Origin of the sequence: Phocaeicola plebeius (assembly GCF_003437535.1) — a bacterium.
Taxonomy (GTDB): Bacteria; Bacteroidota; Bacteroidia; order Bacteroidales; family Bacteroidaceae; genus Phocaeicola; species Phocaeicola plebeius_A.
Window position 1 is genome coordinate 148,196 of record NZ_QSQT01000002.1, and the last position, 15,390, is coordinate 163,585.

Annotated in this window: 10 protein-coding genes; 4 read left to right on the forward strand and 6 right to left on the reverse strand. The window is 47.1% G+C overall.

Annotated features, from left to right (window positions below; all coding sequences use genetic code 11):
- Genes DXD04_RS01935 through DXD04_RS01950 form a run of 4 tightly spaced genes read right to left on the reverse strand, consistent with a single transcriptional unit; the run spans position 1 to position 7,159 of the window.
- Positions 1-1,665, reverse strand: coding sequence for an amino acid permease (locus DXD04_RS01935; protein WP_117670376.1), 1,665 nt, complete (start codon positions 1,663-1,665; stop codon positions 1-3).
- A 54-nt stretch (positions 1,666-1,719) separates the two neighbouring features.
- Positions 1,720-3,042 (reverse strand): TolC family protein, encoded by a 1,323-nt coding sequence (locus DXD04_RS01940; RefSeq protein WP_117670378.1) that lies wholly within the window; start codon positions 3,040-3,042, stop codon positions 1,720-1,722.
- Positions 3,039-6,071: an efflux RND transporter permease subunit gene (locus DXD04_RS01945; RefSeq protein WP_117670380.1), complete on the reverse strand. Its 3,033-nt coding sequence runs from the start codon at positions 6,069-6,071 to the stop codon at positions 3,039-3,041. Before DXD04_RS01945 ends, DXD04_RS01940 begins: the two co-directional genes overlap by 4 nt.
- 11 nt (positions 6,072-6,082) lie before the next feature.
- Positions 6,083-7,159, reverse strand: coding sequence for an efflux RND transporter periplasmic adaptor subunit (locus DXD04_RS01950; RefSeq protein WP_117670382.1), 1,077 nt, complete (start codon positions 7,157-7,159; stop codon positions 6,083-6,085).
- A 290-nt stretch (positions 7,160-7,449) separates the two neighbouring features.
- Between DXD04_RS01950 and DXD04_RS01955 the strand changes: the two genes are divergently transcribed.
- The 4 genes from DXD04_RS01955 (at position 7,450) to DXD04_RS01970 (ending at position 13,620) form a co-directional block, all read left to right on the forward strand.
- Positions 7,450-7,776 (forward strand): hypothetical protein, encoded by a 327-nt coding sequence (locus DXD04_RS01955; RefSeq protein ID WP_147330735.1) that lies wholly within the window; start codon positions 7,450-7,452, stop codon positions 7,774-7,776.
- A 116-nt stretch (positions 7,777-7,892) separates the two neighbouring features.
- The gene (locus tag DXD04_RS01960; RefSeq protein ID WP_117670386.1) at positions 7,893-9,041 is read left to right on the forward strand and encodes an efflux RND transporter periplasmic adaptor subunit; all 1,149 of its coding nucleotides are present in this window, start codon (positions 7,893-7,895) and stop codon (positions 9,039-9,041) included.
- Between the two features lie 6 nt (positions 9,042-9,047).
- Positions 9,048-12,188, forward strand: a complete 3,141-nt coding sequence (locus DXD04_RS01965) for an efflux RND transporter permease subunit (protein ID WP_117670388.1) — start codon at positions 9,048-9,050, stop codon at positions 12,186-12,188.
- Positions 12,169-13,620, forward strand: a complete 1,452-nt coding sequence (locus tag DXD04_RS01970; RefSeq protein ID WP_373103186.1) for an efflux transporter outer membrane subunit — start codon at positions 12,169-12,171, stop codon at positions 13,618-13,620. Before DXD04_RS01965 ends, DXD04_RS01970 begins: the two co-directional genes overlap by 20 nt.
- Positions 13,621-13,700: 80 nt before the next feature.
- Here the strand turns inward: DXD04_RS01970 and rsgA are convergent, their stop codons facing one another.
- A complete protein-coding gene (gene rsgA / locus DXD04_RS01975) occupies positions 13,701-14,678 on the reverse strand; it encodes a ribosome small subunit-dependent GTPase A (RefSeq protein WP_117670390.1) in 978 nt (325 codons plus the stop codon).
- A gap of 35 nt (positions 14,679-14,713) precedes the next feature.
- Positions 14,714-15,274, reverse strand: a complete 561-nt coding sequence (gene frr / locus DXD04_RS01980; RefSeq protein WP_007559793.1) for a ribosome recycling factor — start codon at positions 15,272-15,274, stop codon at positions 14,714-14,716.
- Positions 15,275-15,390 lie beyond the last annotated feature (116 nt).

Below are 15,390 nucleotides of genomic sequence, written 5' to 3' on the forward strand. Positions count from 1 at the left end.
TTAAGAAACCTTGGTCCGATTGTGCGGATGTTTCCAGATTCGCCACATGTAAAAAGCGCAGTGTGTGAAGGCAAACACAAAAGAGATGGTCAGCAGGGTCTTGTCTGCGTCCCATCCTACGGTCTGCTGATGCCATAGTCCGGTAATCACACTCAGAATAGACAAAATAAGTCCGGTCAGGTTTAATACAATATCTCCCTTCCGGTGTTTTTGACCATACTCCAGTTTGCTGTGATGAATTCCGTATGAAGCATAGACATCCAGTCCGATAAGCATCCACAGCACCAGACGTATCCAGGTATCGGCCGGAAGGAAGCTCATCATGCACAAGCAGGTGAGGATACCCATAATCGGAACGAAGGGTACGAAGGGAGTCTTGAAGGCACGGGGCACATCGGGCATGGTCTTGCGTACAATCAGGATGGCTGCACAGACTAAGGTGAATGCCAGAAGTGTACCGATACTAGTCATTTCACCTGCTACTTGTGCCGGGATAAATCCGGCCAACAGGCTGACAAGTACCATAAACAAGCAGTTGCTGTGTACCGGTGTACGGAAACGCTGGTTGATTTTGGAAAAGAACGGTGGCAAAAGACCGTCGCGGCTCATACTCAGGAATACACGGCTTTGTCCGAGCAGGGTGACCATGATTACCGAGCAGTATCCGAACAGAATGGCCAGGATAATGGCCTTGTTCAACCACGGATAAGCGGGTTGTATGACACCCGCAGCATCGGGATGCCCCATCTTTTCAATGGCTACAGCTACCGGAGCAATACCCACCTGTCCACTGAAGTCAGTGTAATGGGCTACTCCTGTCATGACATGGGCAAAGAGAATATATAAGATGGTGCAGACCAGCAAGGATACTAAAATACCGATGGGCATATCCCGTTTCGGATTTTTGGTTTCCTGAGCTGCCGTGCTTACCGCATCGAATCCCAAAAAGGCAAAAAAGACAATCGCTGCTCCACGGAAAATGCCGGAAATTCCGAACTCTCCCAATGTACCGGTATTAGCTGGAATGTAAGGAGTATAGTTGTCATTTTGAATAAACTGCCAGCCGAGTACCACAAAAATCAGGATGACAGCTATTTTCAGAAATACAATCAGTCCGTTAAAGAAAGAACTTCCGGCGGTGCCTCGCATCAGAATCAAGCTCATGAGGACCACAATTATCATGGCTGGAATGTTGACAATACCTCCATCCCATGGACATGCTGTAAATGCATGGGGTAGCTCAATGCCTACTCCTTGCAGGAATACGGTCATGTAACGGCTCCAGCTGATACTGACAGTAGTGGCTGCTACGGTATATTCCAATACTAAGTCCCATCCGATAATCCAGGCAATAAGTTCTCCCATGGTGGCGTAGGAGTAGGTATAGGCACTCCCGGATACCGGAATCATGGAAGCAAATTCTGCATAACAGAGTCCGGCAAAACAACAGCCGATGGCTGCAATGATAAAGGAAAGTGTGATAGCTGGTCCGGTATACGATGCAGCTACGGTTCCGGTAATGGAAAATAATCCGGCTCCGATAATTACACCTACCCCGAGAGCTACCAGGCTGACAGGGCCCAGCACTCGTTTAAGGGTACCACTTCCAGTTTCTTTGGCTTCTGCTTGTAAAGCCTCTATACTTTTTCGAATAAAAAGCCCCATTTCTTTGTCTGTTTTTTTATTGTCCGACAAAGGTAGGAAAAATTACTGAATATCTTATTTCAGATATTGTGTAACCTTTCCGCTGAGCTGCAGTAAAGAGATTTCGCACATCTTGGTATCGTATTCGGCAGAAAGAATGCGTTCTTCGGCGTCAAGCAGACTTTTTTGTGCTTCACGCATTTCAATACCTGATAAATCGCCCAGCAGGTAGCGTTCCTTGGCGATTTCATGGTTTTCCTTGGCAGAAACCAGGTTTTGGCGTTCCAGTTCCAGCAGGCGAAGGTTGTTTCGGTAAGCCTGCCACAGGTTGCTCAGGTCGGCCCGTAAGCTTTGTTCCAGTTCATCGCGGGCAAATTGTGCATTGCGGATGGCCAGGCTGGCATTTCGTTTTTCCCGTTTCCGGTTACCGTCGAAGATATTGAATCCGATAGTGACGCCTCCGCTGAACCCCCAGTTGCTTCGTTGGCGTGTGGCATTTACGTCGTATTTGTTGAGGGTGTATCCGTAACCTGCATTCAGTCGTACGTACGGATAATTGCGCGACAAAACCTTTTTATAATCCAACTGAGCCAATACGGTGTTTTGGTCCGCTTGCAATAAAGAAGCATTGGTCTGAAGAGCCCCTTCCCACAAGTCATTGAATTCCAAGTTCTCGTTTACGTCAATCACAGAATCTTTTACACTGAGTGGGCGGTCCATGTCTTTGGCGGCCATCAGTTCATTGAGGTTGATGCGTGAAGTGTGCACCAGTTCCCTTTGTTTGATATATTGTGCCCGGTCAGCATTAAAGTCGACGGTGGCCTGCTGATAATCCAGTCGGGAGAAATTCCCGATATGATAACGTTCTTCTACGATACGCAGGCGTTCTCTGGACAGCGACACGGCATAGCGGAAGTTTTTCAAACGGATTTCCTGCTGGATGTAATTATAATACTCCGCAGTAAGACTGGCAATGAAATCTTCAATGGCAATTCGGGTATTGGTGGCACCTTGACGTTCCAGTTCTTTCAATTGCTTGTAAGTGGTGCTGATATTGAAACCGTCAAAGATGGTCCAGTTCAAATCTACTCCAGCATCCAAGGTCTGGTCATACACGCCACGAAGCTTGGTGGTTTCACCCGTTGCCCGTGCCTTCGTATTGCTGTTGTCTGCATTTCCGGTATATCCGGCAGTCAAATCCACCGTGGGCAAGTAGCCGGCATTCCCTAACGTCGCATTGTTTTTACTTATCTGCTCCTCGTTGCGGGTGATGCGGAGTGAATAGTTGTTTGCCAGTCCCTCTTCCAGGCACTGTTTTAGCGTATAGGTGTACTGGGCTTGTGCGGTTATTCCACCTCCCAGCAGACATATCATGAAATAAATAAGCCGTTTCTTCATTTTCTTTCTTTTTTAGCACGGTTTGTCGAAATATACGAATAGATAGCAGGTACAATGTACATGGTCAGGAAGGTAGATACCAACATACCACCCACTACAGCTACTCCCATGGCAATGCGCTGATTGGCTCCTTCTCCCGAGGCAAAAGCCAGCGGCAGCAAGCCCAGGATGGTAGAAGCACTTGTCATCAGGATGGGGCGTAAACGCTGAAGGGCGGCATCGCGGATGGCCTGCATCTTGTCTTCGCCTGCTTCTTGTTTTTGGTTGGCAAACTCTACAATCAAAATACCGTTCTTGGCTACCAGACCAATCAGCATGATGATACCAATCTGACTGAAAATGTTCATGGTAATGTCTCCAAAATACATGAAGACCAATGCTCCGGCAATGGCCAGAGGGACAGTCAGCATGATGATGAACGGGTCCTTGAAACTTTCAAACTGTGCAGAAAGTATCAGGTAAATCAGCACGAGTGCCAGAATAAAGGCGAACATCAGACTAGAGGAACTTTCACGGTATTCCTTTGAGTCGCCCGACAAAGCCGTACGGAAGGTATCATCCAGTACGTTGGCTGCAATCTTGTCCATCTCGTCCAGACCGTCACCAATGGTTTTTCCTTCAGCCAGTCCGGCAGAAATCGTAGCTGAGATAAAACGGTTGTAGTGATACAGTTTGGGAGGCGCTACGGCTTCTATGAATTCCACCAGGTTATCCAGCTGAATCATTTCACCCTTGTCGCTGCGGATATAGATGGATTTGATATTGGCAGGCTGGTTGCGTTGCTGTCGGTTAATCTGACCGAGAATTTCATATTGTTTCCCGTTCATATAGAAATATCCCATACGCTGTCCGCTCAATCCGTATTGTAAGGTTTCTCCAATGTCGCGTACGCTTACTCCCATGGTACCCGCCTTGTCGCGGTTGATGGTGACACGCATTTCGGGACTGCTGAACTTCAAGTCTACGTCGGCCATTTGGAAGGTCGGGTTGTCGTACACTTGTGCCAGAAACTCCGGCAGTACCTCCTGTAGCTTTTCGATGCTGACAGCCTGCAGTACGTATTGCACCGGCATACTGGCTCTTCGTCCACCGAAAGAAGACTGCTGCTGCACGAAAGAACGTGCTTTGGTATGGGTACGGATAGCTTTCGAAATCTGTTCGGCCACCTGCATCTGTGTATAGTCGCGTTCTTTGATATCTTTCAAGGTAATCTGAATGTTTCCGCTACCACTGGATACGCGGGCAGAGACGAAAGCGGCATCCGGTACGATAGAATCTACTAATGTGTTGATTTCTTCCGTATAATCGCGTATGTATTCATAGCTGGAACCTTCCGCCGCACGGGTTCGGATATTGATTTGCGAACGGTCCTCCAATGGGGCCATTTCGGCAGGTATTTCTCCCCATAAATAACCGATGAGCACGAGCGTGATGATGGTAAACGGAATAGCAATGACACGTTTTCGTAGGAAGGCGTTGAGTGAACGGGAGTAGACACGGTTCATTCCTTCAAAGAAAGGCTCTGTCTTCCGGTAGAACCAGTTCTGTTTTTCCCTGTGCTTCAAAAGCTTGGTAGCAAGCATCGGGGTGAATGTCAGGGCTGCAAAAGAAGAGATGATAACCGAACCGGCTACCACGAAACTGAATTCCCTGAACAGACGTCCGCTAGTTCCTTCCATGAACACAATCGGGATAAATACAGCCGCCAGCGTAATGGTAGTAGAGATGACGGCAAAGAAGATTTCCTTGGCTCCTTCAATACCGGCTTCAAAAGGCTTCATTCCCCGTTCGATGCGAATATAAATATTTTCCGTCATAACAATGGCATCATCCACTACGAGTCCCACGGACAGTACGACAGCCAGCATCGTAAGCACATTGATGGAGAAGCCTGCCACGTACATCACAAAGAACGCTCCAATCAGAGAGACTGGGATTACGATACAAGGAATCAGTGTCACGCGCCAGTCGCGCAGGAAAAGGAAAATGATGATGATAACCAGTACAAAAGCTTCGTATACCGTGCTCTCTACTTCCGCAATGGAGGCGCGGATGAAACGGGTATTATCGAAGCCGTAGGTATATTCCACGTCATCAGGCAAGTCCTTCTGCATCTGCTCCATACGTTCGTATACGGCATCTGCAATATCAATGTGGTTGGCACCCGGCTGAGGGATAACTACCACACCGACCATGGGCACACCGTTCATCTTCATGTAGCTTTTGATGTCGGCCGGTCCCAACTCGGCATAACCGATGTCGCTGAAGCGTACTACCTGTCCATTCTGTTCCTTTAAGATGATGTTGTTGAATTCTTTAGCCGTGTGCATCTGTCCCATGGTACGCAGGGTAAGTTCCATGGTATTTCCTTCGATACTTCCTGAAGGAAGTTCCAGGTTCTGGTCGTTGATGGCATTCTTGACGTCTACAGGCGTGATTCCGTAACCAGCCATTTTTACCGGGTCCAGCCACAGACGCATGGAGTAACGTTTTTCTCCCCAGATGGATACACTGCTGACATCCGGAATGGTCTGCAACTGCTCCTTGACCGTTAAATCGGCTATTTCACTTAGCTCCAGCAGTGAGCGGGTATTGCTTTGGATGGCTACCATCAGGATGGGGCTGGCATCCGCATCGGCTTTGGAAACGGTAGGAGGGTCACAGTCGCGTGGCAGGTAACGCTGCGCACGTGATACCTTGTCACGCACGTCGTTGGCGGCTGTTTCCAGATCTACAGACAACTCAAATTCTACCGTAATACGGCATTGTCCCTGCTGGCTGGTACTCGACAGGGAACGGATACCAGGAATACCGTTGATGTTCTGCTCCAGAGGTTCAGTAATCTGGTTTTCAATAACTTCTGCATTCGCTCCCGGATAACTGCATGTCACAGAGATAATCGGGTTATCTACCGACGGATATTCACGTACTCCCAAAGTTGTATAACCAATCAGTCCGAATAGCAGGATGATGATGGTGAGTACGGTGGCCAGTACCGGCCTTCGTATACTAAGTTCGGATATGTTCATACGGCAGAAGGTTAGTTGATTTGGTCAAGAATTACCGGCATGCCGGTACGTAACTGCAGGGTACCGGAGGTCAGTATGGTATCTCCGGCAGACAGGCCTTTCAAGACTTGTACTTCTGCTTCCGTGCGGATACCTATTTCTACATCCACCGGTTCAGCCAGTCCCGAACGATACAAGAATACCTTGTTTTTTCCCATTTCCGGCACGATGGCTTCCGAGGGGATAGCAATGGCATCTTGAATTTCCTGTTGTTTCAGTGCGATGTCCGCATAACGTCCGGGGAGCAATTCTCCGTTCCGGTTCGGATAGAGGGCACGTACGGTCAGGGTATGTGTTTCCTCGTTGATACGTGACTCAGTGGCATATACTTGCGAATTGAAGGTTTCCAGCCGGCCTTCAATTTTAAAGGTCAGGTTGGTACCTTTCTGAATCTGTCGGGCATAACGTTCCGGCACGGCAAACTCTACTTTCAACGGGGTGATTTTAGTCAGTTTGGCAATGACTGTAGTCGGAGAGGCGTAGGCTCCCAAGCTGACCTGTCGCAATCCGATGATGCCGTCGAATGGGGCACGGAGTTCCGTCATGGCAATATTGGCCTTCACATTTTCGATGTCGGCATTGAGGGTGGCCAGTTCCGTTTTTACCTGTTCGTAGGCTTCCTTACTGACCGCATCGCGTTGCAGCAAGGCATTTTGACGGAACACGCGGTCTTCGGCCAGTGGCATCTGAGCTTCCAGGCGTTTCAATTGAGCTTGTAACTGACTGTCGTTCACCTTGGCCAGCAACTGTCCCTTTGATACGAAACTACCTTCTGTAAATTCGATGCTGGTAATTTTTCCGGAGGTTTCAAATGAAAGGTCCACCTCTTCGTCCGGCATCAGCTTTCCGCTTACGAACAACTGGTCCGTAAGCAGATGAGGCTTGATAATCTTCGCATTTACATTTAGCGCCTTATTTTTGTCGACTGGCGATTTCTTCTCGGCAGCAGCCAGTTCCTTGTTCTCTCCGGGAGTAAATGTATGAATGCCCAAGGCGGTCAGCCCTGCACCTGCCAAAACGATAATTCCCCATTTAATTCGTTTGTCCATGTGTTTATTAGAGTCTGGTTAATTAATTATTTGGCAAACATATTGATTTATTGAAAGAATACCATGTTTTTTATATTTTTTATAGTTAAAAGAACCCTTTTAGAGAAGCGAAATCATAATTATCGGAAAGGGATTTGTAAAAAACAGAGGCTTAGGTTGTTAATTTTATGGAAAACTGAGAAAGGCTTTTTTATATTAGTTATTGTACTACTATCTTTGCATACCGATTGTGTATTTATACTATGTTATCTCATATTGTCAGAAAAAATAAGCTTTTCCGTGCCTTATGTATGATGATGTTGTTACTCATACATTTGGATGCGTATGCGTATGAGGTAATCAGTGCATGCCAGGTTGATACACAGGACGAAATGGCGATACCTTCTGCTGCTGATACTTTTCAGGAAGAAGATGTGAATGTCCTTGAGTGGGAAGATTTATCTTATTCAAAAACCTCTGTGCGTTCTTTTTTCTGGTGGTTTATATTAGGTTCGCTTCCTTTATTTTTCATTTGCTTTCGAAACTTTATTGCTGATATTTCTGTAATAGTCCGTACTGTATCCTTACGCGTATTTCCTGTACGCCCGTATGTGACTTTTTGTACCTTATTGATTTAGTCTTTTCGCACACTGCGTAAAAAAAAAGTCTGTTCCGGTTTGGTGTGATACCTGATCGGAAGGTTATTCTTGTTTTTAAAAATCAAATTACATAGTAATCTTTATTTTGTCATCTTATGAAAAATTTTCTTCACAAGGTTGCAATCTGGTCATGTGTGGCCGGACTGTTGCCTGCCTGTCAGTCATCAGGCGAAAAACAAGTAAAGAGTAAGGAAACCATACCGGTGACGGTACTTCAGCCTACTACCATTGACTTGCCACGGTCGTATGTGGCCGATATTCAGGCGATTCAGTTTGTAGAAATAAAAGCTCGTGTAGAGGGCTTTATTCAGCAGGTACTGGTTGACGAAGGTCAGTTGGTAAAAAAAGGACAACCCATGTTCCGTTTGAATTCAGAGAATTATATGGAAGTATTAAAAGCAGCCGAGGCTAACTACAAACAGACCCAGGCGCAGCTGGAGATGGCCAATTATGAAACGGAACGCGTGCAACGTCTGGTCGACAAGCAGATTATTTCTTCTATCCGTTTGGACCAGGTGAGGCGTGAACGGGAAGTGGCTCGGATGAAAGTGGAGCAGGCACGTGCAGAGATGCAACGGGCACAGATGGAATATAGTTACACCACGATTACCGCTCCTTTTACCGGTTATGTAGACCGTATACCTTATAAAGTGGGAAGTCTGGTGAACCCGGAAAGTCTGTTGACTACCGTGAGTGATATTTCGGAAATCTTTGCCTATTACAAAGTGAACGAAAGCGAATACTTGCGCTTGAAGCGTGCGCAGTTAAGCGGAGAAAATCTGCAGCAGCTGGATAACGTGGAACTGATTTTGCCTGATGGTTCGGTGTATTCACATAAAGGAAAGCAGGAAACCGTGGAAGGGGACTTTGAACGGGGAACCGGTTCTATCGCATTCCGTGTACGCTTTCCGAATCCAGACGGACTGTTGAAACATGGAGTAACCGGAAAGGTACGTATGATGACTCACATGGAGGATGTGTACATGATTCCTCAGAAATCTACCTTTGAAATTCAGGACTTTACGTATGTGTATTTGTTTAATGAAGAAGGAAAGGTGGAGGTGCGCAGCTTTAATCCGATTGAGCGTTTCCAGAACTATTATGTGACGCAGGATTTCCCGGCGGGTACGACAATCGTGTACGAGGGCGTACAGTTGGTGAAGGACGGTATGCAGATTAAGGCAGACACCATTCCGTTTGAAGATGTGAGAAAGGAATTGAAGTTGAACATGTTGCAAAGATAAGGGCCTATGTTTAAGTTGTTTATTCGTCGCCCGATTCTTTCGGCAGTTATCTCTGTCATCATCGTTTGTTTGGGAGGACTGGCATTGGTATCGTTGCCTATTACGCAGTTCCCGGATATTGTACCTCCTTCGGTAACAGTGACAACCCGTTATACAGGAGCCAGTGCCGATGTGATGGCGAAGACGGTAGCTACTCCGCTGGAACGTGCCATCAATGGCGTACCGGGCATGACCTATATGACCACGGTATGTACGAATGACGGTATGTCGCTCACAACCGTTTATTTCAAGGTTGGAACCGACCCTGATGTAGCTGCGGTAAATGTGCAGAACCGTGTGACCACCGTACTGGATGAATTGCCCGAAGAGGTAATTCGTGCCGGCGTGGTGACAGAGAAAGAAGTGAACAGTATGTTGATGTACTTGAATGTGTTCAGTACAGATACCACGCATACGGAGAAGTTTGTGTATAACTTTGCCGACATCAATGTGCTTCGTGAGTTGAAACGTATTGACGGAGTGGGGCTGGTAGAAATCATGGGAAGCCGTGACTATGCCATGCGTGTATGGTTGAATCCGGCTCGTATGGCGGCCTATAATCTGGTGCCCCAGGATGTGACAGATGCTATCCGTCGGCAGAACATTGAGGCGGCTCCCGGAAAGACAGGTATCAGTTCCGATAAATTACCCCAGCAGTTGCAGTACGTATTGCAGTACACTGGGAAGTTCAGCACCCCCGAAGAGTACGGGGAAATTGTGCTCAAGGCCTTACCCGACGGTTCGTTGCTGCGTCTGAGGGATGTGGCTACCATCGAGTTTGACTCAGAAGACTATAACATGGTGTCCATGACCGACGGACGTCCTTCTGCCTCTATTATGATTAAGCAGCGTCCGGGTTCCAATGCACGTGAAGTCATTGAAAACATTAAGCAGCGCATGGAGGAAATCAAGGAAAGCAGTTTTGCTCCCGGTATGGACTATAATATTGCATACGACGTATCCCGCTTTCTGGATGCTTCCATTACTTCCGTGTTGAAGACCTTGCTGGAAGCTTTCTTGTTAGTATTTGTCGTGGTGTATCTTTTCTTGCAGGATTTACGTTCTACACTGATTCCGGCCATTGCCGTACCGGTGTCTTTGATTGGAACCTTCTTCTTCATGCAGATGTTAGGTTTCTCCATTAACATGCTGACCTTGTTTGCACTGGTACTGGCCATTGGTATTGTGGTCGATAATGCGATTGTGGTGGTCGAGGCTGTCCATGTCAAGATGCACGAAGAAAAGCTGAGTCCTTATAAGGCATCTGTGGCCGCTATTAAAGAAATTGGTGGAGCTATCATTGCCATTACACTGGTCATGTCGGCGGTATTTGTGCCGGTGGGCTTTATGGAAGGTACGGTAGGTATTTTCTACCGTCAGTTCTCTTTGACCCTGGCTGTGGCTATTGTGATTTCGGGTATCAATGCGCTTACGCTTTCGCCTGCACTTTGTGCCTTGCTGCTCCGACCGGCAGGTCACGGACGCAAGAAAGCTACCTGGCTCCGTAAGTTCTTTGTGGTGTTCAACCGCCGTTACGACCGCTTTGAACGCAGCTATCAGTTAGGATTACACAAGTATTTAGGACGGAAATCTTTTACTTACGCTACGTTAGTGTTGTTCTTCCTGGCTACGTATGGCATCAATTTAGTGCTTCCTACCGGATTTATTCCGAATGAAGACCAGGGTATGATTTATGTAAACGTGGATGCTCCTCCGGGAGCGACAGTGGAACGAAGCGAAAAGGTGCTGAATCAGATTCAGGCTGCTTTGCTGCCTTTTGATGAGATTGAAAGCATCTCTACACTGGCCGGCTACAGTTTGATGACGGAGACAGAAGGAGCCAGTTACGGTATGGGTATGATCAACCTGAAAGCTTGGGATGAGCGTGATAAGGGAGTAGAGGAGTTGATGCAACTGTATAAGGAGCGTACTTCTCATATCAAAGACGCCGACATACAGTTCTTCTTGCCACCTTCCGTGCCCGGTTTCGGTAACGCCAGTGGTTTTGAGCTTCGTTTGCAGGACAAGACGGCAGGCGATTTCCATGATTTTGCGGAAGTGGCCAATACATTGGTGGAGAAGTTGAATGCCGACCCGCGTCTTCAGGGAGTGACGTCTGGTTTTAATCCGAACTTCCCACAGTATTTGTTGAAAGTGGATTTGGCAAAAGCTGCCAAGTTAGGTGTAGACTTGGATAAGGCCATGGAAACACTTCAGGCGTATATCGGAAGTTTCTATTCGTCCAACTTTATCCGTTTCGGACAGATGTATAAGGTGATGATTCAGGCTTCACCGGAGTATCGTATGAATCCGGAGGATTTGTATCGCCTGTATGCGAAGAACAACGACGGTAATGTGGTACCTTATTCAAACTTCATGACCATGGACCGTGTGTTCGGCCCCAGCCAGATTACCCGTTACAACATGTTTACTTCTGCTTTGATTACAGGTGAAGGAGAAGGAGGAATCAGTTCGGGTGAGGTGATACAGGCCGTAGAAGAAATCAGCAAGGAAGTGCTTCCCCGTGGTTACGACGTGGAATGGTCGGGTATTACCCGTGAGGAAAAGGATTCGGGCGGACAGACCATATTGATTTTCGGAATCTGTCTGTTGTTCGTGTATTTGCTGTTGGCGGCACAATACGAAAGTCTGCTGTTGCCTTTCCCTGTCATCCTTTCGTTGCCTGCGGGAATCTTCGGTTCTTATTTCTTCCTGCAACTGGCCGGACTTGAGAACAATATTTATGCACAGGTGGCTCTGGTCATGTTGATTGGTTTGTTGGGTAAGAATGCGATTTTGATTATCGAGATGGCCAACCAATATCGTCAGAGCGGACTTTCGATTATGGAGGCCGCAGTAAAGGGAGCGGTAAGCCGTCTGCGTCCTATCTTGATGACTTCGTTTGCTTTTATCTGCGGATTGATTCCGTTGCTAGTAGCCACTGGAGCAGGTGCGTTAGGAAACCGTTCTATCGGTACAGCCGCTGCCGGAGGTATGTTTATTGGAACCTTTGTAGGAATCTTCCTAGTCCCCGGTTTGTATATCTTGTTTGAAACCTGGTCGTCTCGTTTAAAGACCGATAAAAAATATGATGAAGATGAAGACTAATCATTTACGAAATTATATCGCAATTGCCGTTGTTATACTGTTGTCTAGTGGCTGTAAGTCGCCTTCTCTCCTTTCGGAAGAGAAGGCGACTCTGCCTGAGACTTTTGTCGGGGGAACCTCGGACACGCTGAGTATGGCCAATTTGTCATGGAAAGAATTCTTTCCGGATACCTATTTAAAGGCGTATATCGATACGGCACTGGTAAGAAATCATAGTTTCTTGCAAACGTTGGAGAGGGTGTCGCTTGCCCGTGAACAATTACGGGTGGGCCGGGGAGCTTTGCTGCCTGAAGTATCTTTAGGCTTGAGTGCCGGTGTACAGCGTTTTGGTGAATACACCATGGATGGGGTAGGAAACAGTACGACCAATACCCCCGATTTGGCTAAAGACAAGCATATCCCTGATCCTTATAAAAATCTGAATTTAGGCGTAAGCTTTCAATGGGAAGCCGACGTATGGGGAAAACTGACAGATAAAAAACGTGCAGCAGCGCTTCGCTGGATGAACTCGGTGGAGGCTGCACGCTTGGCACAAGCCATGTTGGTTTCCGAAGTGGCCGTACAGTATTATCACTTGGTAGGACTGGATAAGAAATGTGTCATTCTGAAAGAAGAAATCCATAAGGCACAGGAAGCTTATGAACTGACCAATGAGCTGATGAAGGAAGGCGAAGTTTTCCGTTTGTCAGTCGACCAGTTCCAGTCGCGTGGACTGAAGCTGGAAGAGATGCTTCTCGACACGCGTCAGCAGATTGCAGAAGCAGAACGCGCACTGGCATTGTTGCTGGGAAAGCTGCCTTTTGAAATCAAACGTTCCACTTTTGAGGAAATTTCTGCATCGCAGCTCCCTGCTGCTTCCGGTATACCGGCCCAGTTGCTGTGTAACCGTCCGGATGTGAAAGCGGCCGAACTGGAACTGTTGGCTTGTAAGGCCGATGCTTCTGCAGCCCGTAAGACTTTCTTCCCTTCCTTGCTTATCGGGGGAGGAGGCGGATTCAATGCCTTTGATTTGAGCAAATGGTTTGTCTCACCGGCCTCTTTGGTCTACGACTTAGCAGCTGGTATCAGTGCTCCTTTATTCAAGCGGCATGAAATCAGGGCTTTGTGGAATGAATCGAAAGCACGTCAGCGTATGGCATTGCTGGAATATCACCGGGTGGCGTTGAAGTCTTATCAGGAAGTAGCCGATTTGCTGGAGGCATCTGAACGGATGGACGAACGTAAATTGTTGAAAGCCAAGGAAAGTCGCGTGCATCGCCGTTCCATTGAGAATGCGAACGAATTGTTCCGTACCGGTTTTGTGGGCTATCTGGATGTGTTGTCTGCCGATGAACGTTATCTGGATTGCGAGCTGGAACGTATCGACTTGAATGTAGCTTATTGTCAGCTTCATACTCTTCTTTACCGTTCTTTGGGAGGAGGACGTTTCTGATACCATTCTTTATTATAAAAAAATAGCCCCGCTTTGACAGTCGTTGGCGTCAGAGCGGGGCTGTGTATTTTAGTGGCATATTAGTATGCGGAACGGTATTTTCCTTCTTCTTTATCTTCTAAGATATTCAGGTAAGAAGCATACCTTGATTCACTGATGTAGTGATTTTCTACGGCTTCCCGTACGGCACATCCCGGTTCATGGCGGTGGGTACAGTTGCCATATTTGCATTGGGCAGAGAATTCAAAGATTTCCTTGAAATAGTGTCCCACTTCTTCGTCTTTCATGTCGAACGTACCAAACCCCTTGATACCCGGTGTATCAATGATGTAACCGTCGCTTGCCACCGGAAACATTTCTGAGAATGTGGTGGTGTGCATACCTTTGTTATGTGCGGTAGAGATTTCTCCCGTCTTGATGTTCTGTTCGGGCAGGATGGCATTGATGAGGGTGGATTTTCCCACACCAGAATGGCCGGAAAATAAGGTTACTTTTCCTTCTAATGCCTGTTTGATTTCGTCTACTCCCGTACCGTCCAAGGCAGAAATCTGGTAACACGGGTAGCCGATGTGCGTGTATAAGTTTGTCAAGCCATCCAAGTAATGCAGTTCTTCTTCCGTATAGCGGTCTACCTTGTTGAAAACCAGGCATACTGGTACACGATAGGCTTCTGCAGAGGCCAGAAAGCGGTCGATGAAGACTGTCGAAGTCTCCGGATAGTTCACCGTAACCACCAGCATGCACTGGTCCAGATTGGCTGCAATGATGTGTGACTGTTTGGAAAGATTGGAAGAACGGCGGATGATGTAATTTTTCCGGTCTTCAATTTCAGTAATGAATGCGGTTCCCTCCGCATTGACATTGATTTGTACACGGTCGCCCACCGCAATGGGGTTCGTGCTGCGTATTCCTTTCAGGCGGAAATTTCCTTTTATCTTACATTCAATCAGCTTTCCCTCGTCCGTCTTGACCAGGTACCAGCTTCCCGTATTTTTAATGACCAGACCTTTTTCCAAAATGAATATGTGCAAAATTAAAAAGAGGAGGGAAGAGACCATAAGGCCTCCTCTCTCCTCGTGTATGGTGAATAAGATTATACTGTCATGATTTCTTTGTCCTTGGCAGCCAGCATGTCGTCAATCTGCTTGATGTACTTGTCGTGTACTTTCTGCAGTTTGGCTTCCGAGTTCTTCTGTTCATCTTCCGGCATACCATCTTTCACAGCCTTTTTCAGAGCGTCGATGGCGTCGCGGCGTGCGTTGCGCACACTTACTTTTGCAGTTTCACCTTCACCCTTGCACTGCTTGCTCAACTGTTTACGGCGTTCCTCTGTCAACGGCGGGATACCGATACGGATGATTTCACCGTTGTTTTCCGGCATGATACCCAGTTCAGAGTCGATGATAGCCTTTTCAATTACGCGAAACATGCTCTTGTCCCACGGCTTGATGGCGATGCTGCGCGCATCAGGAGTAGTTACTGCCGCTACATTGTTGATGGGCACCATGCTTCCGTAAGAATCTACGCGGATACCGTCCAACAAACGTACGTCAGCCTTTCCGGCACGGATGTGAGCCAGTGACTCATCCAGGTACATGACTGCCATATCCATTTTCTCTTCAGCTTCGCTGATAATTGTTTTAGAATCTGCCATATATTTCTTGCATTTATAGGTTTTATATTCGTTGATAAGTATTTATGTGAACAAAAATAAGCTATTTTTTATTTCCTTGCAATACTTCTGAAAATAAGTTTGTGTCTTCCGGTTTC

Excerpts from the sequence above, each read along its gene's own strand:
- DXD04_RS01935 (WP_117670376.1), bottom strand. The coding sequence starts at position 1,665 with ATGGGGCTTTTTATTCGAAAAAGTATAGAGGCTTTACAAGCAGAAGCC.
- DXD04_RS01940 (WP_117670378.1), bottom strand. The coding sequence starts at position 3,042 with ATGAAGAAACGGCTTATTTATTTCATGATATGTCTGCTGGGAGGTGGA.
- DXD04_RS01945 (WP_117670380.1), bottom strand. The coding sequence starts at position 6,071 with ATGAACATATCCGAACTTAGTATACGAAGGCCGGTACTGGCCACCGTA.
- DXD04_RS01950 (WP_117670382.1), bottom strand. The coding sequence starts at position 7,159 with ATGGACAAACGAATTAAATGGGGAATTATCGTTTTGGCAGGTGCAGGG.
- DXD04_RS01955 (WP_147330735.1), top strand. The coding sequence starts at position 7,450 with ATGATGATGTTGTTACTCATACATTTGGATGCGTATGCGTATGAGGTA.
- DXD04_RS01960 (WP_117670386.1), top strand. The coding sequence starts at position 7,893 with ATGAAAAATTTTCTTCACAAGGTTGCAATCTGGTCATGTGTGGCCGGA.
- DXD04_RS01965 (WP_117670388.1), top strand. The coding sequence starts at position 9,048 with ATGTTTAAGTTGTTTATTCGTCGCCCGATTCTTTCGGCAGTTATCTCT.
- DXD04_RS01970 (WP_373103186.1), top strand. The coding sequence starts at position 12,169 with ATGATGAAGATGAAGACTAATCATTTACGAAATTATATCGCAATTGCC.
- rsgA (WP_117670390.1), bottom strand. The coding sequence starts at position 14,678 with ATGGTCTCTTCCCTCCTCTTTTTAATTTTGCACATATTCATTTTGGAA.
- frr (WP_007559793.1), bottom strand. The coding sequence starts at position 15,274 with ATGGCAGATTCTAAAACAATTATCAGCGAAGCTGAAGAGAAAATGGAT.